Annotated in this window: 21 protein-coding genes; 13 read left to right on the forward strand and 8 right to left on the reverse strand. The window is 62.8% G+C overall.

Going from position 1 to position 19,754, the window contains the following annotated elements; all coding sequences use genetic code 11:
* Positions 1-117 precede the first annotated feature (117 nt).
* From XH98_RS11165 to XH98_RS11200, 8 genes are all read left to right on the forward strand, one after another.
* Positions 118-1,167, forward strand: a complete 1,050-nt coding sequence (locus XH98_RS11165; protein WP_271618615.1) for a hypothetical protein — start codon at positions 118-120, stop codon at positions 1,165-1,167.
* A gap of 37 nt (positions 1,168-1,204) precedes the next feature.
* Complete coding sequence (locus XH98_RS11170; protein ID WP_271618616.1) at positions 1,205-2,236, forward strand: aromatic ring-hydroxylating dioxygenase subunit alpha; 1,032 nt, start codon at positions 1,205-1,207, stop codon at positions 2,234-2,236.
* An 83-nt stretch (positions 2,237-2,319) separates the two neighbouring features.
* The gene (locus tag XH98_RS11175) at positions 2,320-3,303 is read left to right on the forward strand and encodes a LysR family transcriptional regulator (protein ID WP_271618617.1); all 984 of its coding nucleotides are present in this window, start codon (positions 2,320-2,322) and stop codon (positions 3,301-3,303) included.
* 166 nt (positions 3,304-3,469) lie between these two features.
* Positions 3,470-4,366 (forward strand): fumarylacetoacetate hydrolase family protein, encoded by an 897-nt coding sequence (locus tag XH98_RS11180; RefSeq protein WP_271618618.1) that lies wholly within the window; start codon positions 3,470-3,472, stop codon positions 4,364-4,366.
* Between the two features lie 10 nt (positions 4,367-4,376).
* Entirely contained in the window at positions 4,377-5,552 is a 1,176-nt protein-coding gene (locus tag XH98_RS11185; RefSeq protein ID WP_271618619.1) for a LeuA family protein, read from the forward strand.
* Between the two features lie 28 nt (positions 5,553-5,580).
* Positions 5,581-6,348 carry an SDR family NAD(P)-dependent oxidoreductase gene (locus XH98_RS11190; protein WP_271618620.1) on the forward strand — a complete coding sequence of 256 codons (768 nt, stop codon included), beginning with the start codon at positions 5,581-5,583 and terminating at the stop codon, positions 6,346-6,348.
* Between the two features lie 69 nt (positions 6,349-6,417).
* Complete coding sequence (locus XH98_RS11195; RefSeq protein WP_271618621.1) at positions 6,418-7,740, forward strand: MFS transporter; 1,323 nt, start codon at positions 6,418-6,420, stop codon at positions 7,738-7,740.
* 109 nt (positions 7,741-7,849) lie between these two features.
* Positions 7,850-8,410 (forward strand): YbhB/YbcL family Raf kinase inhibitor-like protein, encoded by a 561-nt coding sequence (locus XH98_RS11200; RefSeq protein ID WP_271602948.1) that lies wholly within the window; start codon positions 7,850-7,852, stop codon positions 8,408-8,410.
* A gap of 70 nt (positions 8,411-8,480) precedes the next feature.
* Here the strand turns inward: XH98_RS11200 and XH98_RS11205 are convergent, their stop codons facing one another.
* A complete protein-coding gene (locus tag XH98_RS11205) occupies positions 8,481-8,732 on the reverse strand; it encodes a hypothetical protein (RefSeq protein WP_271602947.1) in 252 nt (83 codons plus the stop codon).
* Positions 8,733-9,176: 444 nt separating this feature from the next.
* On the opposite strand from XH98_RS11205, the gene XH98_RS11210 reads away from it, so the two are divergent.
* Entirely contained in the window at positions 9,177-10,799 is a 1,623-nt protein-coding gene (locus tag XH98_RS11210) for an ABC-F family ATP-binding cassette domain-containing protein (RefSeq protein WP_220003546.1), read from the forward strand.
* A 251-nt stretch (positions 10,800-11,050) separates the two neighbouring features.
* Here the strand turns inward: XH98_RS11210 and XH98_RS11215 are convergent, their stop codons facing one another.
* The 4 genes from XH98_RS11215 to XH98_RS11230 form a co-directional block, all read right to left on the reverse strand.
* Positions 11,051-12,142, reverse strand: coding sequence for a type II asparaginase (locus XH98_RS11215; protein WP_271602946.1), 1,092 nt, complete (start codon positions 12,140-12,142; stop codon positions 11,051-11,053).
* A 256-nt stretch (positions 12,143-12,398) separates the two neighbouring features.
* Positions 12,399-12,647 carry a hypothetical protein gene (locus XH98_RS11220; RefSeq protein ID WP_148753029.1) on the reverse strand — a complete coding sequence of 83 codons (249 nt, stop codon included), beginning with the start codon at positions 12,645-12,647 and terminating at the stop codon, positions 12,399-12,401.
* A 94-nt stretch (positions 12,648-12,741) separates the two neighbouring features.
* Positions 12,742-13,626: a dienelactone hydrolase family protein gene (locus tag XH98_RS11225; RefSeq protein ID WP_271618622.1), complete on the reverse strand. Its 885-nt coding sequence runs from the start codon at positions 13,624-13,626 to the stop codon at positions 12,742-12,744.
* Between the two features lie 26 nt (positions 13,627-13,652).
* Positions 13,653-14,615, reverse strand: coding sequence for an alpha/beta hydrolase (locus XH98_RS11230; protein WP_271602943.1), 963 nt, complete (start codon positions 14,613-14,615; stop codon positions 13,653-13,655).
* A gap of 90 nt (positions 14,616-14,705) precedes the next feature.
* On the opposite strand from XH98_RS11230, the gene XH98_RS11235 reads away from it, so the two are divergent.
* Positions 14,706-14,870: a hypothetical protein gene (locus XH98_RS11235; RefSeq protein ID WP_271618623.1), complete on the forward strand. Its 165-nt coding sequence runs from the start codon at positions 14,706-14,708 to the stop codon at positions 14,868-14,870.
* Between the two features lie 134 nt (positions 14,871-15,004).
* Positions 15,005-15,208 (forward strand): hypothetical protein, encoded by a 204-nt coding sequence (locus XH98_RS11240; RefSeq protein WP_057757707.1) that lies wholly within the window; start codon positions 15,005-15,007, stop codon positions 15,206-15,208.
* 47 nt (positions 15,209-15,255) lie between these two features.
* Here XH98_RS11240 and XH98_RS11245 read toward each other — a convergent pair whose 3' ends face one another.
* The 3 genes from XH98_RS11245 to XH98_RS11255 form a co-directional block, all read right to left on the reverse strand.
* Positions 15,256-16,356: an HD-GYP domain-containing protein gene (locus XH98_RS11245; protein WP_271618624.1), complete on the reverse strand. Its 1,101-nt coding sequence runs from the start codon at positions 16,354-16,356 to the stop codon at positions 15,256-15,258.
* Between the two features lie 77 nt (positions 16,357-16,433).
* Positions 16,434-16,754 carry a PilZ domain-containing protein gene (locus XH98_RS11250; protein WP_271602940.1) on the reverse strand — a complete coding sequence of 107 codons (321 nt, stop codon included), beginning with the start codon at positions 16,752-16,754 and terminating at the stop codon, positions 16,434-16,436.
* A 3-nt stretch (positions 16,755-16,757) separates the two neighbouring features.
* Positions 16,758-17,861 carry a DUF2336 domain-containing protein gene (locus XH98_RS11255; RefSeq protein WP_271618625.1) on the reverse strand — a complete coding sequence of 368 codons (1,104 nt, stop codon included), beginning with the start codon at positions 17,859-17,861 and terminating at the stop codon, positions 16,758-16,760.
* 280 nt (positions 17,862-18,141) lie between these two features.
* On the opposite strand from XH98_RS11255, the gene XH98_RS11260 reads away from it, so the two are divergent.
* Together XH98_RS11260 and XH98_RS11265 are read left to right on the forward strand one after the other, a co-directional pair.
* Positions 18,142-19,089 (forward strand): helix-turn-helix domain-containing protein, encoded by a 948-nt coding sequence (locus tag XH98_RS11260; RefSeq protein ID WP_271618626.1) that lies wholly within the window; start codon positions 18,142-18,144, stop codon positions 19,087-19,089.
* Between the two features lie 50 nt (positions 19,090-19,139).
* Positions 19,140-19,730: an NADPH-dependent FMN reductase gene (locus XH98_RS11265; protein ID WP_271618627.1), complete on the forward strand. Its 591-nt coding sequence runs from the start codon at positions 19,140-19,142 to the stop codon at positions 19,728-19,730.
* Positions 19,731-19,754: the final 24 nt, after the last annotated feature.

A 19,754-nucleotide genomic window follows, 5' to 3' on the forward strand; every position in this document is an offset into this window, starting at 1 on the left:
ATGGAATGCGCCAGTATCCTTATTTGACATCAATGGAAAAACCAAGCTCAAGTTCGCCGAATGGCAACGCGCATTCATTGAAAACCGGATTTGCGCTTGTCCCCGGGGAGGAGAAGGATGACGCAGTGCCATCACGTGCATCTGGTCGGCAGCGTAGGTCTGGACACAGCCGAGGATGTATTCAGCCGGGTTGGGCGCGCGCTCGGCCGGCGACTTGACCGCGTTCCGGATGGCGAGCCGGGACCGCGCCGCTTGTGGGTCAGCTTTCAATACCCGTTCCTGAGGGCGAGCCCCTTTCTGCGGCCCGATCCGAGCGGCGCAACGAGAAAGACCTCTGGTCTCCCGCTGCTGTGCCTCGGCAAGGAGGTGAAGCGAGGCGAGGTTCGGTTCGGAGAACTGGGTTATGCGCGCGAGGCGCGCGCCTCTTACCAGGACTTTCTGGCCGCCCGGGAGCGCGGGGACATCCAGCCCCGTGCGCGATTTCAGGTCTGCTTGCCGACACCGATGAGCGTCATTTATGCGTTCTGCACGGCCCGGGACATTACCGAGATCGAGCCGGCCTACGAAGCGGCAATGCTGCGGGAGGTCGAGACGATCTGCCGGCATATCCCGCATCGGGACCTTTGCCTCCAGTGGGACGTCTGCCACGACATGATTGTGTGGGACGGCCAACCCCAGGACCAGTTCCCGCTTATCAACGCGTCGAAAGCGGAGATTGCCGCCAGGTTTGCGCGGATCTGTGCCTCCATTCCCTCCGATGTCGAGCTCGGCTTTCACCTCTGCTATGGCGATTTTGGCGGCAAGCACTTCTTCGATCCGGTGACAGCGCGCCATCTCGTGGAGATCGCCAACTGCATAGCGGCGACTGTCGGGCACGAAATCGCATACATCCATGTGCCGGTGCCGCTGCCGCGGGCAAACGATGAGTATTTTGCGCCCATGCGGGACTTCAAGCTCGCGCCTGGGACTCGATTGTACCTGGGACTCATTCACGCGGCAGATGGCGCCGACGGCGCGCGCCGGCGGATTGAGCTGGCGAGCAAATACGTCCCGGAGTTCGGAATCGCCACCGAATGCGGGTTCGCGCGGGCCCGCAAGCCCGACCTCGTCGAACGAATTCTGGGAATTCATGCGGAGGTCGCGGCCGAGCCGCCGCAGGCCACGTGACGGGCCGACGCCAGCCATCGTCAGACACGGAGGACCAATGTATCTAAGAAACTGCTGGTATGTCGCCGCGTGGTCACGAGACGTGGGCGACATGCCTGTCGGCAGGATCGTCCTGGACGAGCCTGTCGTGCTGTATCGCAAGGCGGACGGATCGATCGTTGCCCTCGAGGATCGCTGCGCGCATCGTCATGCCCCACTGCACTGCGGCCGGGTACTCGGTTCGGATATTCAGTGTGGCTACCACGGCCTGGTCTTCAACGAAGAGGGGGTTTGCACCAAGGTTCCCGGCCAGACCGCAACTCCGCTCCAGGCCAGGGTCAGAAAATATCGCGCTCTCGAAAGATACGCCTTTGTCTGGATCTGGATGGGCGATCCCGATCTGGCCGATCCAGACGTGATCCCGGATTTCGCAAGGATGTCAGACCCGACATTTGCACCAACCGGTGCGGTCAATCACGTGCGCGCGCACTATGAGCTCCTGAACGACAATCTCCTCGATTTGTCGCATGTCGGTTACGTGCATTGCTCCACGATCGGTACGCCCGAGATGGGGGAGAAGGCGACCGTGAGGACGGAAAGGACGGAGCATGGAATTCGCGTCACGCGCTGGGTGATTGATTGCGCGCCGCCGCCGACGCACGTCAGAAGCGGGATCTTCAGGCAGGGCGACCGCGTGGATCGATGGCAGATCATCGATTTCCTGCCGCCGTCCTTCATCCAGATCCATGTTGGCTCCGCGAAGACCGGAACGGGAGCGCCGGAGGGCAATCGGGTGGGCGGTCTTGGCATGTGGATCATGAATGCGATGACCCCGGAGACGCCGGTGTCAACCAACTACTATTGGGGTGTCGCCAGGGACTTTCAGGTGCATTCGCCGGAAACGACCCGGCTCATCTTCAACGAAATCACCACCGCATTCGAGGAGGACAAGCAAATTCTGGAGGCGCAGCAAAGATCGATCGAATTATTCGCCGGACCATCGAGCGTCAACATCCCCGCGGATGCGGGAGGGATCCAGGCTCGCCGGCTGCTGCGAACGCTGATTGAAACCCAGCTCGCCCCGGCCTGATCGGCAATCTGCGGAGGCGGCGGTACCAGGCGAAGAACCGTGCCATAATAGGGGAGATCAATAGCCAGACAGCGAGCAGGGAAATGGGGCCACGCGTCAAGATCGATCCTCGTCGTCTCCTCGATCTCCTGAGCGTGGCAAAGCATCGCTCCTTCAGTGCGGCCGCAGCAGCGATGAACGTTTCGCAGCCCGGGCTCTCCCGCAGTATCGCATTGCTCGAGCGGGAAGTGGGCGCGAAGGTGCTCGAGCGCGGCAGACAGGGCGCGCAGCTCAACGCGATGGGGAGGGCGCTGGTCTTCCATGCTGAGGCACTTGAAGCCCTGCTTGAGCGCGCCAGGGAGGACATGCGACTGCGGACGCTCGGCCTCGAGGGATCCGTCAAGATCGGCGTGACGCCGATCACAGCTGCCGGGATCGTGCCGCGTGCCCTCGAGATCCTCGTGAAGGCGGCTCCGAAGGTACATGTGTCCTTGACGGAAGGTCTCGACAGCGAGATCGCCGACATGCTCAGGCGTGGCCATCTCGATCTCGTCGTCAGCCGGATCGGAAGCGGATCGAACGATCCCGAGCTGGAGGAGGAAGAGCTTTTCTACTCCGATTGGGGGTTGATCATGCGGGTGGACCATCCGCTCAGCGCACGTTCGTTTGTGCGGCTCTCCGACCTGAAAGACGTGCGCTGGGTGCTGCCTGCAGGCGGCAGCGCGTTCAGGCAACAGATGGAAAGGCTGTTCGCCGCCTCCGCTCTCGGCTGGCCGACGCGCAGCATCAACACAAACTCGATCCTCGCCATCAAGGCAATCGTCATGAGTACAGACTGCGTGTCGCTGATGGCGCGCGGCTTGGTCGAGGTCGAGGTGGCCGCCGGTCGTTTGCGTGTGGTCCCGCTGAAAGGTGTGGGGAGCCAGCGTCCCGTCGGCATGACGTGGAGGCGGAATGACAAGTTGTCGCCGATCGCCACGCGGCTGGTGGAGATCCTCCGCCGCGTGTCGAAAGACGAACTCATTGTGCCAAAGCGAGGTCCGGAGGTGCGTCGGGGAAAGGGGCGAGGGAGCCGCGGTCCTCCATAACAAAAATGCATGGTTTTCAAAAAACATCGTATTGGACGCATAGATAGCCGCTGACTAGGGTCTCTCCCAAGGGAGGAGAACAAGATCGCCGAACACGCGGGATACGAATCCCGCCGCGATCTTGAACATCTGGCCCGCCGGTTTTGGTCGTGCGGAGATCGATTTTATGAAGCTTGCGACATTAAAAGTGGGGCAGGAGCAGCTCGTTGGCGCCTTGGAAGGGGACGAGCTGGTCGTGCTCGATGTGCCCAACATGCGAGCGTTGTTCGAGAGGGGGGCACCGGTCCAGGAATTTGCCCAGCGCGCCAAGACGACGCGCCGTTTCGCCTTGAAAGACGTGAAGCTTCAGGCGCCGATCATCCCAAAGAAGATCTTCCATACCGCAGGCAATTACGCCGAGCACGCGCACGAAGGCGATCGGTCGAACTGGGTGGCGGCGATCAAGCCCTGGATTGTATTCTTCCAGAACGTCGATGCGATCATCGGACCCGACGATCCGATCATCTACCCCGAGCATCTGACCAAGGAACTCGACTACGAGATCGAGCTCTGTGTCGTGCTCGGCAGGTCCGGCAAACATTTCAGCGAGGCCGAGGCCAAGGACTACATCGGCGGCTACGTGATCTTCAACGATATCACCGCCCGTGACATCCAGCGGCGCGAGATGGAGTCGGCGAATTTCAGCTTCTCCAAGTCGATCGACACGTTCTGCCCGTTTGGGCCCTGGATCGTCACCGCCGACGAGATACCTGACCCATACAATCTGAACATCGAGCTGCGCGTCAATGGCGAGAGGCGGCAGGTGTCGAACACGAGCCACATGTCGGTGACCCTGCCCCAACTGCTGTCCAAGTTTTCGCCGGCAGGTTTTTCCGCGGGCGATATCCTCACCACCGGCACCGTCTCCGGCGTTGCCGCGTTCAGTGCCAACCCGCAGGCCTGGTATCTCAAACCCGGCGACGTCATCGAAGCCGAGATCGAGAAGATCGGCATGCTCCGTAACCGGGTGATTTCCTGGGAGGAGGGGCATGGCGCGCCTGCTCCGGCATTCCAAAAGTTCTGAGGTGCGGGTCATGATTGATCGATCGAGGATATGGACCGGCTCTCTCAACGAAACGGCTCTTGCCGGCAGGCCCAAGCCATCCGCGGGCTTTTATGACACGACACTCCGCGACGGGGAGCAGGCGGTCGGCGTGGTGTTCGGCGTCGAGCAGAAGCTGGAAATCGCAAAGCTGGTGGACGGGCTCGGGGTCGGACGGATAGAGGCCGGTTTTCCCCGCGTGTCCGACGAGGACAAGGAGGCCATCAGGGCAATTTCCGGCGCCGGTCTGAAGGCGGAGCTCTGGGGCTTTGCGCGCGCGATCATCGAGGATGTCGCCGCGGTCGCTGATCTCGGCTTGAAGCATCTGGTGATCGAGGCTCCGATTTCCGACGCGAAGCTCGGCGCTCTCGAGGTTGCGCGCGAGACCGTGCTGAAGCGCATCAAGGATGCGGTCGCCTTCGGTGCAAGGAACGGCCTCAATGTTGCTTTTTTCGGCGTCGACTCGACGCGCGCGGATCTGGAGTTCTTCGAGACCACCTACAAGACGGCGATCGAGGCCGGCGCAAGAGAGCTGGCGATCGTCGACACGCTCGGCATCGCCTGTCCGGAAGCCGTGGACTTTCTGGTCCGCCGCGTCAAGTCGTGGGTCGGGACCGTTCCGGTGCATTTTCATGGCCACAACGATTTCGGCCTCGCGACGGCCTGCGCGGTTGCGGCGATCAATGCGGGCGCGTCCTGGATCCACGGCACCATCGACGGCATCGGCGAGCGAGCAGGCAACGCCAATCTGCCCGAGATCGCGCTGACCCTGGAGCTGCTCTACGGAATCCAGACCGGCATTGATCTCGCGCGCGTGCGCGATGCATCGAAACGCTTGCGCCAAATCGCCTCATATGAGCTCGAGCCATGGAAAGCGGCCGTCGGCCGCAACCTGTTCATCCGCGAAACCGGTGCCGTCGCGGCGCAGTTTCACATTCCGCAGGCGATCGAGCCCTATTCGTCCGAGCTCTTGAACACGTCGCGAGGCATCGTGCTCGGCAAGAAGAGCGGCGCCGCCTCGATCGCCATCAAGTGCAGGGAGCTTGGCATCGAAGCTCCCCCGGGAGCGCACGCCAGGCTTCTGGCGGAGGTGAAGAAACTCGCCATGGCGAAGCGGCGGCTGCTCAGCGATGCGGAATTCCTGGAGCTCGCCCGGCAGGTCTCCTGACCGCACTCAACCTTGATTGGAAACGCCGATGAAGAAATTCGCCGAAAGGAAAGTGCTGGTGACCGGCGCAGGTCGCGGGTTCGGCCGCGCCCTGGCGCTGGCTTTCGCTCGGGAAGGTGCTGACGTCGTCGTGCACTACAACAGCTCAGCCGCGGGTGCGGAGGCGGTTGCCGCCGAAGTTCGCGCTTTGGGACAAAAGGCCGCGATCGTCAGGGGCGACATCTCCAGCCATGCAGACGTCCTGCACATCACGAAAACCTCCTTCGAAGCCCTGGGCGGCCTCGACATTCTCGTCAACAATGTCGGGGACATGGCGCTCGACCAGGTGTCCTGGCGCCAGTTCGACGAGAAGGTGATCGATCACACGCTCGCCGTCGACATCAAGGGCACGATGTTCATGATCCATGAAGTCGGCTCGCGAATGCTCGACGGGGCGGGCGGGGTGATCGTCAATATCGGGTCTCAAGTGGTGATCGCAGGAAGCCCGCGCGCGCCGCAATATGCCGCGGCCAAGTACGGCGTGATCGGCCTGACCAAATCATATGCGCGGGCGCTGGCACCGAAGGTGCGGGTGAACACGCTGGGCGCGGCCTTCATGGAGACCGAGGCGCTGAAGAACCGGCACGACTGGAAGAACGGCCGGCGCGACGAGATCCTGAAGCAGACGCCGCTCGGCCGGATCGCGACGCCGGAAGACATGGTCGGCCCGACGCTATTCCTGGCAGGGGACGATTCGCGGCACATGACCGGACAATTCCTGCTCTGCAACGGCGGGCTTGCGATGGTGGGTGCCTAGCAGGACGATACTGGCGGCAGTCGAACAGCAGAAATCGACGCCGCGGGGAAACGACAAAGGGAGGAAAACATGACGGCGGTAGAGCAGGGAAGCGTGATCGAGACGTCGGTGCCAAGCAAATCGTCGCCGGCCTTCAGGCGACTGGCGATCGCCTCCTCGCTTGGTTCGGCCATCGAGCACTATGACTTCTTCGTATACGCGTTCACGGCTCCCATCGTCTTCGACCGCTTCTTCTTCCCCAAGATGGACTCCGTCGCGAGCACGATGGCCGTCTATGCCACTTTTGCCGTCGGCTTTGTTGCGCGTCCGCTTGGAGGAATTGTCTTCGGCCATTATGGCGATCGCGTCGGCCGCAAGGCGATGCTGATGATGACCTTCCTGCTCATGGGCGTCGCCAGCTTTCTGATCGGTTGCCTGCCGAGCTACGATTCAATCGGGCTCTTGGCGCCACTAGGACTTGTGGCTCTTCGCTTCATCCAGGGCTTCGCGTTCGGTGGTGAATACATGAATGCGGTGTCTCTGACGCTCGAGAACGCGCCGTCTGCGCGGCGCGGCTTCTTCGCATCCTGGATCAATGCCTCGGGTCCCGTCGGCGTCGTTGCGGCCTCTGGCCTCATCGCTCTCCTCGGATTCATTTATTCGCCGGCGGAATTTGCGAACTGGGTCTGGCGGGTGCCGTTCGCTCTGAGCCTGGCTCTGGTCCTGATCGGCACCTATGTGCGCGCTCAGGTGGACGAATCCGCGCTGTTTCTCGCGACCCGGGCCAAAGCGGAAGATGACCGGACTCCTCTGCTGACGATTCTCAGGTCCTGGAAGAAGCCGGTCCTTCTGGCATGCCTCGTCAATATGGTGCACAGCTCGTTCAACTATATGAGCACGGTTTTCGTGCTCGGCTACGCCGTCAAGACCCTCGGCATGCCCCAATCGTCGATCACATCGGGCGTGACGGTCGCCAATATCCTGGAGATGTGCGCCGTTCCGTTGATCGCGGGGTTCAGCGACAAGCTCGGCCGCCGACCGTTTATCATGCTCGGCATCGTGGTCGCCGCCGCGTGGTATCCGATCTTCTTCCAGATATTGCTGACCAAAGAACCGCTGGCGATCGTGGCAGGCTTCCTCGTATCGCTCGGCCTGGTGCATGCGTTGATGTTCGCGCCAGAGGCGGCGTTCACCGCAGAGCTGTTTCCGACCAGGGTTCGCGTCAGCGGCAGCTCGCTGGGCAAGCAGCTCGGGATTGTGCTGGGAGGCGGACTGGCGCCTCTGATCGGGACCGCACTGATGGGCTCAAGCACGAGCTTCACACCGGTGATCCTGTACTTCGAGGTGATCGCCTGTCTGGCCCTGCTCGGCGTGTTCCTCGCACCCGAAAATTCGCGAAAAGCGTTGGAGTGAGCCGGTTCTGGTTCGAATTCCCGGAGCAAGTATGTCGCCGGCCATAAGAGCTTGCTCGCGCATTGCGCGAAATGCGGCCCGGCCAAGCGCAGATGAAGGGAGAGGCACCTTGACGATCTTGGCGAAGCTCGCGACTGCCATTCTCTGCCTGGCGTCGGTTCATTCGGTCCGCGCCGAGGGGCTGTTTGAGCTCAGGTCGCCGGCGTTCGAGGACAACGGCAAACTTCAGACGAAAAATGCGGGGAAGAACCCCAATGTTCCAAGCTGCATCGGCGACAACGTTTCACCACCGCTGAGCTGGTCTGGTGTCCCCGCTGGAACAAGGAGCCTTGTGGCCCTGATGGACGATCAGCAGGGCATGAACGGTCTCGGCGTGTCGCACCTGGTCGGGTACGGCATCGAGCCCTCGTTGACCGGTTTCGCGGAAGGTGAGCTCGGCTCTGCTTCTGACAAGTTTGTAGGGGGCAGGAATACTCTGGGGACCACCGTCTATTTAGGGCCGTGTCCCGCCCGCGGCACCGGGCAGCACCATTACGTCATCACCCTGATTGCAACGGATCTCGACCGTTCCGCTCTTGCTCCAGGACTGACGCGGGAAGAGCTCCTTCGCGAGTTGAAGGGACATGCGAAGGGTGCCGCAGGGATCGTCGCGCGTTTCGAAAGTCCGTAGGTTGGCGGGCCCGCGAGGGTCTCTCGTTTGGGACGACAGTAAAAAGACCACTACTCGTTTGCGGTAGCGCTCATTGTTTTAGCGCAGCACGCGCGGTCTTGATGTAGTCCATGCATTCGGGCCAATCTTCCTCTCTCACCTCGTTCTCGGCACCGCTAACCGCCTTGCGCAAGGTTGCCATCACTGGAGCCGGATGTTTCTTCCTGAGCTCTGCCTTGATCATCTCAAGACCTTTCTGACAATCGGATTTGCTGTCCGCCAGGACCGCGGTCGGGGTTATCATCACGGCTGCCAGTGCGACCAACAAGACTGAACGCAGCATATTCTCTCCTCCATTGCCTTTTGCTTGTTCGGCGGGCCAAGCTCGAAAGAGTCGGCCTGTCGGGCTACGATCCTTTTCGGGCTTTGTTCTGTTCGGCCGTGTGCATCCTCCATTCGGCAAACGGCAACCTGCCGGATCCATCGCAGGATGCAGCCAAGCTCGAGGGGACGAAAAAATAGGCCCCAGCTCGCGTGGTATCGGGGGGCATTGAGCTGGGGCCATTCGGGGTCGCCCTTGGGGAAGGGCATCGGGAAAACTCGGCAATAGCGGAGATGTTCCTGACCTCAACCGGCTTCCCCGCGATCGCCGCCGGCATCAAGCAGGGGGCGGCCTGTCGGCGCGTTTTGGCGTCATTCAAGGGCGAAATCCGTACCCCGCCGGACTTCCCTTGGGCAGGGGCATGGCCTATTACGCTGCAACGCAAAATTCCCCCGAAAAGACCTCATGATCCGCCTCGACAACGTCAGCAAGCAAGCCGGCCACCAGATCCTGTTCATCGAAGCCTCCGCCGCCCTCAACAAGGGCGAGAAGATCGGGCTCGTCGGCCCCAACGGCGCCGGCAAGACCACGCTGTTCCGGATGATCGCCGGCGAGGAGCTGCCGGACGAAGGGCAGGTCTCGACCGACCGCGGCATCACCATCGGTTATTTCAACCAGGACGTCGGCGAGATGAGTGGCCGCAGCGCCGTGGCCGAGGTGATGAATGGCGCCGGTCCCGTCAGCGAGGTCGCGGCCGAGCTGCGCCAGCTCGAGGCTGATATGGCCGACCCCGACAAGGCCGACCAGATGGACGAGATCATCGCCAGATATGGCGAGGTGCAGCACGCCTTCGAGGAGCTCGATGGCTATGCGCTGGACGGCCGTGCGCGCGAGGCGCTGTCCGGTCTCGGCTTCAGCCAGGAGATGATGGACGGCGATGTCGGAAAACTCTCCGGCGGCTGGAAGATGCGCGTGGCGCTGGCGCGCATTCTCTTGATGCGGCCCGACGTGATGCTGCTCGACGAGCCGAGCAACCATCTTGATCTCGAAAGCCTGATCTGGCTGGAAAAGTTCCTGCACGATTACGAAGGCACGCTGCTGATGACCTCGCATGACCGCGAGTTCATCAATCGCGTGATCTCCAAGGTGGTCGAGATCGATTCCGGCTCGCTGACGACCTACACCGGCAACTACGAATTCTACGAGCAGCAGCGCGCGCTGAACGAGAAGCAGCAGCAGGCGCAGTTCGAGCGCCAGCAGGCGATGCTTGCGAAAGAGATCAAGTTCATCGAGCGTTTCAAGGCGCGCGCCTCCCACGCAGCCCAGGTGCAGAGCCGGGTGAAGAAGCTCGACAAGATCGAGCGGGTCGAGCCGCCGCGCCGCCGCCAGAGCATCGCCTTCGACTTCCCGCCGGCGCCGCGCTCGGGCGAGGACGTCGTGGCGCTCAAGGGCGTGCACAAGGGCTACGGCAGCAAGCGCATCTATGATGGCCTCGATTTCATGATCCGCCGCAGGGAGCGCTGGTGCGTGATGGGCGTCAACGGCGCCGGCAAGTCGACGCTGCTCAAGCTGGTCGCGGGCGCGAGCGAGCCGGACGAGGGCACCGTGGCGCTCGGGGGCAGCGTCAAGATGGGCTATTTCGCCCAGCACGCGATGGACCTGCTCGACGGCGAGCGCACCGTGTTCCAGTCGCTGGAGGACCAGTTTCCGACCGCGGGGCAGGGGAGCTTGCGCGCGCTCGCCGGCTGCTTCGGCTTCTCCGGCGACGACGTCGAGAAGCGCTGCCGCGTGCTCTCGGGCGGCGAGAAGGCGCGCCTGGTGATGGCCAAGATGCTGTTCGACCCGCCGAACTTCCTGGTGCTGGACGAGCCGACCAACCATCTCGACCTCGCCACCAAGGAAATGCTGATCAATGCGCTGTCGGATTTCGAAGGCACCATGCTGTTCGTCTCGCATGACCGGCATTTCCTCGCGACCTTGTCGAACCGTGTGCTCGAGCTGACGCCTGATGGCATCCACCAATATGGCGGCGGTTACACGGAATATGTCGCGCGCACCGGGCAGGAGGCGCCGGGATTGCGGAGCTAGGGCTGTTCGCGGGTCCTGCAATGACGCAGCTCTCGCAGGGTGGGCAAAGGCGCGCGTGTTCGCGCGACGTGCCACGTTCTGTCGGGCTCATGGAGAGGAGGTGGGCACGGCGCAAGTGCGCCTTTGCCCACCCTACGAAATTCGATCGCGCAGGATATCGCGCGCTCGCTTACCGCAAGATCTCGCGCAGCATCTTGCGATCGACGCCATGCGGCCTTTGATGACCGCTTCAAGCGGGACCAGCAGACGCTCTAATAAGTGTAGAACATCCGCTGGATTTCCTTGGTGTCCGATGTCTTGGTCAGCGCCAGCATCAGCAGGATGCGCGCCTTCTGCGGATTGAGCGTATCGGAGACGACGAAGTCGTGCTCGTCATCCTTGGCTTCGCCGTTGCGCGCGACGATGCCGTTGCCGACGCGGCTGCTGCGGACGATCACGACACCCTTCTTGCGCGCCTCGTCGAGCGCCGGCTCGACCGCGGGGCGGGCCAGGCTGCCGTCACCGACGCCGGCATGCACGATGCCCTTGGCGCCGGCGGCGACAAAGGCGTCGACCGCGACACGGTTCATGTTGGCATAGCCGTAGACGATATCGACCTGCGGCAGCGTCTCGAGGTTGGAGACGTCGAATTCGGAGTCCGCGGTGTGCCGGCGGGTCGATTGACGATAGAAATACGGCTTGTTGCCCTGCATGTAGCCGAGAAAGCCGAGCTCGGGCGTGCGGAAGGTGTCCGCGGTCGAGGTGTTGTTCTTGGTGACCTCGCGTGCCGCGTTGATCTGGTCGTTGAGAGCGACGAGCACGCCCTTGCCGACGGCCTCCTCGCTGCCCGCCAGGATCACGGCATTGAAGAGGTTGATCGGCCCATCCGCGCTGATCGCAGTCGACGGCCGCATCGCGCCGACGATCACGACGGGCTTCTTGCTCTTGACCACGAGGTCGAGGAAATAGCTGGTCTCCTCGATCGTATCGGTGCCGTGCGTGATGACGATGCCGTCGACGTCGTCCTGCGCGAGCAGCGCGTTGACGCGCTTGGCAAGCTTGAGCCAGTAGTCGTTGTTCATGTTCTCGCTGGCGATCTGGAAAACCTGCTCGCCCTTGACGTTGGCCACCGTCTTCAGCTCGGGAACGGCGTTGAGGAGGGTGTCGATGCCGACCGTCGCCGCGGTGTAACCGACCACCGTGGTGCTGCTGGCTCCGGTGCCGGCAATCGTGCCGCCGGTCGCCAGAACCATGACGTTGGGCAGGCCAGGACCTCTCGCGTTCGCAACGTCGAGACTGATGAGCAGCGCAAACAGCGTGCCCATCGTCACCATCATGTAATCACGCACTCGAAACCGCAACATCTCGACCACCCTTGGCTAGAATCTTCGTTGATGCGCCCCAGTTCGCTCAGCGCTGCATGATCCGCCAGCGGAGGCGTTCTGTCTAGGGTGGCGATGATCTGGCCCTACGCGCTCGGCGCGCGTAGGACGGCGCTCGGCGAGGCGAGGGCCTTGAAACGCCAATGGCCGGGACATCTAGCGCGAAGACGCGCTTCTGCCCGGCCATGGCGGAGTTCGCTTGTTGATGGCTGGCTGAAAGCCGCCAACGCACAACGCCTTACGCGCCCATCTCGCACTTCTTCATAAAGCTGTTCTTGGCCGCGCCGGCGAGCGGCTTGCCATCGGAGCCGACGGCCTTGGGCGCGCAAGCATCTTCCTTGCACTTCTTCATGAACGAGGTCTTGGCCGCACCGGCGAGAGCCTTGCCGTCCTTGCCGACCGCCTTGCTTTCGCAGGTGTCGTCCGCAAGGGCCGAGCCCGCCGCAAAGGTGGCAACGATCGCAGCCAGGAAAATCCGTTTCATCATTGGGCGTCTCCCTAAACCAAAAATGGCGTCTCGGATTGGAGCCCGGAATCATGGCGCAATCAAGCAGGATCGCGGCGCGGCATTGGTCATCGCTTCATTTTTTCCAGCCGTTGACGATGGCAATGGCCTTGACGAGAGCGTCGTCCATCGCTGCCCGATTCCCGGGAGTGGACTGCCGCCGCGAGGACGGCTCGTCGAAACCATGGGTGGCGCCGGCATAAACGGTGACGTCGATGGGACTGCCCGCCTGCCGTGAGCGGTCGGCGAAACGCAGGCAGCGCACCGGCGAGACCTCCTCGTCTTCGGCGCCGAGGAACATCGCTATCGGCGTCGCGGTCGAGATTTTTGATGCCAGCAGCGTGGACGGCCCACAGCCGGGATAGAATGCGAGGGCACCGCGATAGCCCGCCTGGGTGGGTTGCTGGTTGTCTTGCCGGATCATCACGTTGAGTGCGGTGCTGCCGCCATTGGACCAGCCTTGCAGATAGATCTGACCGGCGAAGACGTCGTTGCGGCTATGCAAGTAAGCGAGTGCACCTTCGGCGTCGAGCGGGCGAACATTGGTCTCGTTGACGTCGGCGCGGTCAGGATCGCCATGCGTGAAGCGGGCAAAGCCATGGGCCTTGCCGCGCGGGCCAAAGCTGTCCGGCAGCAGCGCGAGATAGCCACGCGCCGCCCAGTATTCGCCCCACATGGCGTGGCGCTTCGACAAGGTGTTCGCGTTGCAAGGGGAACTGGTGCCGGCGCCGACGAAGGTGCAATCGGCATTGACGTTGCTGGAATAAGGTCCGCCGCGCCCGTGCAGCATGACGATGGCAGGCCAGGGGCCCGGTGTGCTCGGCTCGAACACATAGCCCGTGAGCGCGGTCCGGCCATCGGCGCTGTTGAAGTAGACGGTCTTCGGCGCCGCAGAAGCGGCTGCGACCGACAGCAAATTGGTCGCCACGCCGACAAGAATACCGATGACATGACGCGACACTTCGATCCGGCCCGGTTGCAACGCGATCAGGCGCCGCGCGCCAGCAACGCGCCGAAGTCCGCGCGTGCGCGCTTTGCTTCGGCACGCGCTGCCTCCGAGGCATCGCCCATGCCGAAATAGCCATGGATCAAGCCCGGGCCCTCGTGGTGCTTGACGCGCACGCCGGCGGCTTCCAGTGCCCGCGCATAGGCCGCGCCTTCGTCGCGCAGCGGATCGAACCAGGCGGTGGTCACGACGGCCGGCGCGAGCCCGGCAAGCGATGCCGCGCGCAGCGGCGAAACCCGCCAGTCCGCGGCGTCAGCGGGATCAGCGAGATAGTGGCCGCAAAACCATTCCATCGTGGCGCGGGTGAGGAAGTAGCCGTCGGCATTGTCGGTACGAGACGGAAAGCGCGCGTTCTCGCGCGCGTCCGCGTAGCTGCCCACGGCGTCAACCACGGGATAGACCAGCAATTGCGCGGCGAGCTTGATGCCGGCATCGCGGCAGGCGATCGCGGTGGTGGCGGCGAGATTGCCGCCGGCACTGTCACCGGCAACGCCGAGCCGCCTGGCATCGCCACCAAATTCCGCGACGCGGTTGAAGACATCGCTCACGGCGCTGAAGGCGTCTTCGAACGCGCCCGGAAATCGGGTCTCCGGCGGACGCCGATAATCTACGGAAACGACGTCCGAACCGGTCTCGATGGCGAGATTGCGCGCCTGGCGGTCGTGAGTCTCCAGGTCGCCCGCGACCCAGCCACCGCCATGGAAGTACACCACGGTCGGCGCAGGCTTGGTGCCGACCCGGTAAACACGTGCATCGAGCGGGCCTGCGCCGCCTTTCACCTTGATGTCCTGGACTTCGGCGACGGGCGGTGGCGGCACGGTGGCGCGCGCGGCAGCCAGTGCACGCAAGGAATCACGGGCACTCTGTGGCGTCATGATCGCTGGATCGCGCATCGGCATGAGCGGAATGATCTGGGCGATGACGGGGTCGAGCGGCGCGGCCATCACAGCTCCTCCAGGGTTCTTGGTCTTGCTTGCGCCTTAGCATAGATTTCGCGCGCCGCATCGGCAACCGGTGCTGTTGCGGAGGACATCATGCGTTCCGACATCGTGCGCGAGGTCGCTGCGATTCCTGAAGACGAGGTCATCACGACCTGCGTTGCGATGGGTTATCCCGACGACAACTTTGCCGCGAACGCCGTTCGTTCGGATCGCGAGGGTAACCACGAGTTCGTGCGCCATGTTGGTTTCGCCGACTGAAAGCAGAGGCCGGAGGAGATTATTCCCCGCGCGATTTTTTTCGTGTGGAGTCATCGCGACCTCTTGCAATCTGCATCGTGCAGGAGGAACAATATACGGGCTCAAGGGTTTGTTGCTGGCGCGAGGGAATTGACATGCGGCGGCTGGCTAGCCTGGTTCGATGGTTCTTCGGTCCGCGGATGCGGCACCCGATCGATGATGATCCCAGTCTTCCTTTTACCCCTGAAGAGTTCAGCAGGCTGATCCGCAGCGGCAAACGCGAGGATATGAAGCTGCTCGCCGAGGGACTGGCCTGTCGCTCGATCCCGCGCCGCATCAAATTCCGGGCGACGCACTAGAACGCGATAACCCGCGACGTCATTCCGGGTCGACGATCGCGCGCGGGTTATCTCGTGAGTGCGACCTCCTTGAAGCAGGCCACCAGCGCCTTCTCCAGCTTTCCCGTCATTGCGCAGACAATGTTGTAGGCTTCGGTGCGCGGCATCGTCGGCTTGTAATGCCGGTGCTCGATCAATGCGGCGAAGATGTCCGAGATCGTGAGAATGCGGACGATATCGTTGATGCTGTGCCCCGCCAGTGCGTCGGGATAGCCGCTGCCGTCGAGATATTCGTGATGGTGGCGGACCGCGTCGAGAATCTCCGGCGATATGTTCTCATGGTCCTTGAGAAAGTCGTAACCGGCTACCGGATGCGTCTCGATCATGGCGCGCTCGGCGTCGTCGAGCCGGCCCGGCTTGTCCAAAATGGCGAGCGGGATCCGGGCCTTGCCGATGTCATGGAACATGGCGGCCGAATACAGCCGCTCCAGGTCGGCTCGTCCGACGCCGAGGCTCAGCCCGAAGTCGATGGCCACGCCCGTGACCAGCAGGCAATGCTGGTAGGTTCCCTCATGGTGGCGCCGCACGGTCGTGAGCCATTCGGACAAGCCATGCTCGGTGATGCGATCGGCAATCCTGCGCCCGGCGTCCTTGGTGCCGTCGACGTCGAGCGGCTCGCCCATGGTGACGGCCGTGAACATCGACGCGATAGCGGTCGCCGCGGTCTCGACCGCGTTGTCCGGCTGCGTCGAGCAACTGGCTGAATCCGCTGCCGGCTCGGCTGGCTCAGCCAGCGCGGCCAGCAGCCTGATCTTGTTGAGCGGGCCGGGAAGGACGAGGGTCGCGCCGAGCGCGTAGGCCTGCGAAACGCAGACGTGCGAGGGTTGCTCGACGAGGAAGATGCGCTTGGTGGCCTTTGCAAGCCTGGCGCTTCGCTTCTTGATCGCCGCGATGTTGTCGACGTCACGCAGCTCCGCGCGGATCACGATGGCGTAAGGCACCTGCGACAGCTTGGCTTCCGCGTCGAGCCGCTCGCCAGCAACGGCGAACCGCTGTTCGAGCACCGCGCAGATGCGGGACAGTTTGTCGGAGCAATCGGCCAGCACATGCACGAAAGGACGTGCCGATGCTGCTGCTCGATGGCGGTCGCCTTTGACGTAGCCGGTCATGGTTCGCGCGTTCTGCACGGAAGATCTGAACTATACTGGGGTTGAGCGAGCCTGATGATGTCTTGAGCCTTTGCTGCCTACTTGCTTTGCGCTATGGCGGCCGTCGCGTTCGCCGCTTTCCTCTTGGCGCCCGCAGTGACGAAGTGAACGCCGGCGGTGGTGCCGTCGATCCACACCAGCTCGCAGCGCCGATAGGCCAGCCCCGTGGAAGACAGCACCAGGAAGAATTCCTTGGCTTGCAATACATCGAGCGTGCCCTCGACCTCGAGCTTGGCGCCGGTTTGCGACACGTCGAGCAGCACGCAACTGCGCCGCCAGGTACCGTCCGAGCCCATCAAGTTGACGGGTTGTCGGTGGTCCATTTTCACGCGAGCGTTCTTGCGGCCATCTAATCTCATCGGCTATCTCCCCATTCCGGCGCCGCGATGTCCGGGATCGCGTGTGCTTGCGCTTGCTGCGATTTCGCCCCAGCGCACCGTCCATTGGCTGGTCGACAGAAGAAGTGTCTCGAAAATATGTTGCGCGCGCTCCCGCTGGGCGAATGAGAGTCGCGTGCCGCCGCGGTTACTCAGGATTGCCAGCGTGGTCGCCCAGTTCAGGCGCGAGGCCCGACAAGCCATTACGAGGCCCTCGCAATCCTCGTCTCTCATGACATGCTCGACGATCTCGATGGGGGCGCCTGACAGCACTGATAAGGCCGTGAGCAGATTGGCGGTCTCGCCGCGGATCGCAAAACGGTTCACCGTCGAATCGTTGAGCCTTCCGACGCGGTTGAGGGCGACGATCTCGGGTCTTGCTTTCGCATAGTCGTCTGCCGTGGGTAGCTTCAGCGCCACAGGCGCGGGGATCTGTGCCGGTGGCCCGGCGGAGGCATTGGGCTTGGCCGCAGCTTTCGGTCCGGGCGAAGCCGAGAGCAGCTTGCGCAAGACGTGGTCAGGCGTGCCTGGTCGGAGCGCCAGAAGCTTCGTGATCTCGTCGTCCGCTGCACTGGTCTCGACGAGCAGGGCGTAGACCGCTTCGGAAAATCTGGCTCCAGCATTCTTGATCAGGGCGAGGCGAACTGCGCGCGTGCAATGCGCGACGAGCGCTTCGGCTACAGCCTCTTCGATCCCATCACGGGTCGAGATCGCGAGTTGATGGGCTTCGCTGCATGATGTCGCGATCGCCGCGAGGTCGGCGGTCGAGAGGGCCTGCGACTTTCGCAGGAGCGGGCATGCGATGGCTGGATCATCATGCGATGCCAGATGTCGCAGCGTTTCTTGCGGTGCAACTTGCAGCCTCGCAAGTGCCTCGCTCAGCTCCATCAGCGAGGCAGGCGCGACGCGCCCGGTCAGCCGGAGCAAGACGCCGTCGACCACGTTGACCAGCAATTCCTGAGGCCTGTCGCGACCGGATGCGAGCAGGCGAACAATCCCTGCAAGGATACGGGCGCAGCGCTCCTGCGGGCAGGCGGCGACCGCTTCTTCCAACTCAACCAGAATATCGGCAGGCGAATTTGCCGTCATGGCAGGAGCCTGAACTCAAAAAAGGCTTAAAAATATCAAACAGGGTCCATTGCAATCCAAAGATGTTAATTTAGATTTATGCTTCGGTTGTGCGGGTATTCCTGCACTAGGAAACGATATCGAAATTTGGCGAGCTTTGACGGGCCGGCTTGTGACGCTCGCCAACTGGCCGAATAGGTCAGAATGAGTCTTTCGGGCTAACCGGATAGCTCAAAGGGGAGGATCGAGCCGGCACCGCCGCCGGACGGGCGTCGGTTTGGATGCGACGTTTCAAATTACCATGAACAGTATTGATGATGCGCCCGCGTTGGCTCTCAAGACATTTCGCTTCTCTGATGTCGATCAATTTCGAAGCGCCATACGGGGCTTGAATTTCGAGTTTACGCCTTTCGTCAGGCACATTTCGTCCGAGCAGACGATCCTGTCATTGCCGGGCTGCGACGTGAACGTGACGCGCGCGTTCCCGCGCGTTGTCGACGCACAACTGGTCGAAGATTGCACGGCGGTCGGCTTCACGATGGACGACCTCGACGTGCCCATTCGCTTCAACGGTTCGCACCGCGTCCGTCCGGCCATCGTCATTGGCAGCAACGGCGCTGCCTACACCACGATCGAGGAAGTGCAGCGGCAGATTGCTTCGGTGATGTTCAGGCCGCAGGTGACGGGCCGCGGGTGGCCGGGCACGACATCGACCTTCAGGATCTACGAGACGACCGCAGCCAGCTTGAACCGGCTGCGTGATGTGGTCCGGGAGGTTCTGGCTGTTGCGACGGAGCCGGTTGAAGCCGCGGCGATGCCGTTGCAGGCGGCGGCGATGAAGGAATCTCTGCTCGGCGCCGTCGACCAGGTGTTCGAAAACCTGGTCCCGGCACGATGGATCCTGCGTCCGAACGATGAGCGCAACTTCAAGATCTTCCAGGACATCCGCGCGCTTCTGTCCGATGATCTGTCGCAGCCGATCTATAGCGAGGAGATCGCACGCAAGCTCGGTTTCTCCGTCCGCACGATGCATGACGTCGTCCGCCGCTATCGCGGCATGAGCCTGCATCGCTACTTGCGGGTCCACCGCCTGTGGCTGGTCCGCCGGCAGCTCCTCGCCGGCGCCGAGAGCGTTAAGGCCGTCGCGTTGGCCTTCGGCTTCTGGCATCTGTCCGATTTCTCCCGCAGCTATCGCGACCAGTTCGGCGAGACGCCGTCGGAAACGCTGGAGCGCGGACGCGGGCGATAGCACGATAAAGCGGCTGGGGACGGCCCCCGGATTCGTGCTAGCATGCCGCGATGAGCAACCGCATCCTCGTCCTGTATGGCTCCTACCGGTCCGACCGCATGGGCATCCGCCTTGCGAATTTCGTCATAGATCGCTTGCGCGGTCGCGGCGAGGACGTCGAGTTGATCGACGCCAAGGCCATCGGCCTGCCGATGCTCGATCGCATGTACAAGGAGTACCTCAAAGGCACGGCGCCGGAGGCGCTGGAAAAGCTGGCCGGCCAGATCCGCGGGGCGGACGGCTTTGTCTTTGTGACCGGCGAATATAATTGGGGCGTCCAGCCCGGCTTGAAGAACCTCACCGATCATTTCCTGGAGGAGTGGTTCTGGCGACCGGCCGCGATCGTGAGCTACTCCGCGGGGCGCCTGTCGGGCGCGCGCGCCTCGACCGCGTGGCACGGCACGCTGTCGGAGATGGGCATGGTGGTGATCTCGAGCACCATCGGCGTCGGCCCGATCGCGCAGACGCTGTCTGCCGAAAGCGAGCCGATCGGTGAGGGCGGCAAGGCGCTGGAACGCTCCTTCCCGCGCTTTGCCGATGATTTGCTGTGGTGGATCGAGGCGGCCAAGGCGCAGCGCGCGCGCAAGGCGCCGCCTTATTAGGACGTCCCGGCGCCGGGCGCGGTT

The organism is Bradyrhizobium sp. CCBAU 51745, from assembly GCF_028128715.1.
Taxonomy (GTDB): domain Bacteria; phylum Pseudomonadota; class Alphaproteobacteria; order Rhizobiales; family Xanthobacteraceae; genus Bradyrhizobium; species Bradyrhizobium manausense.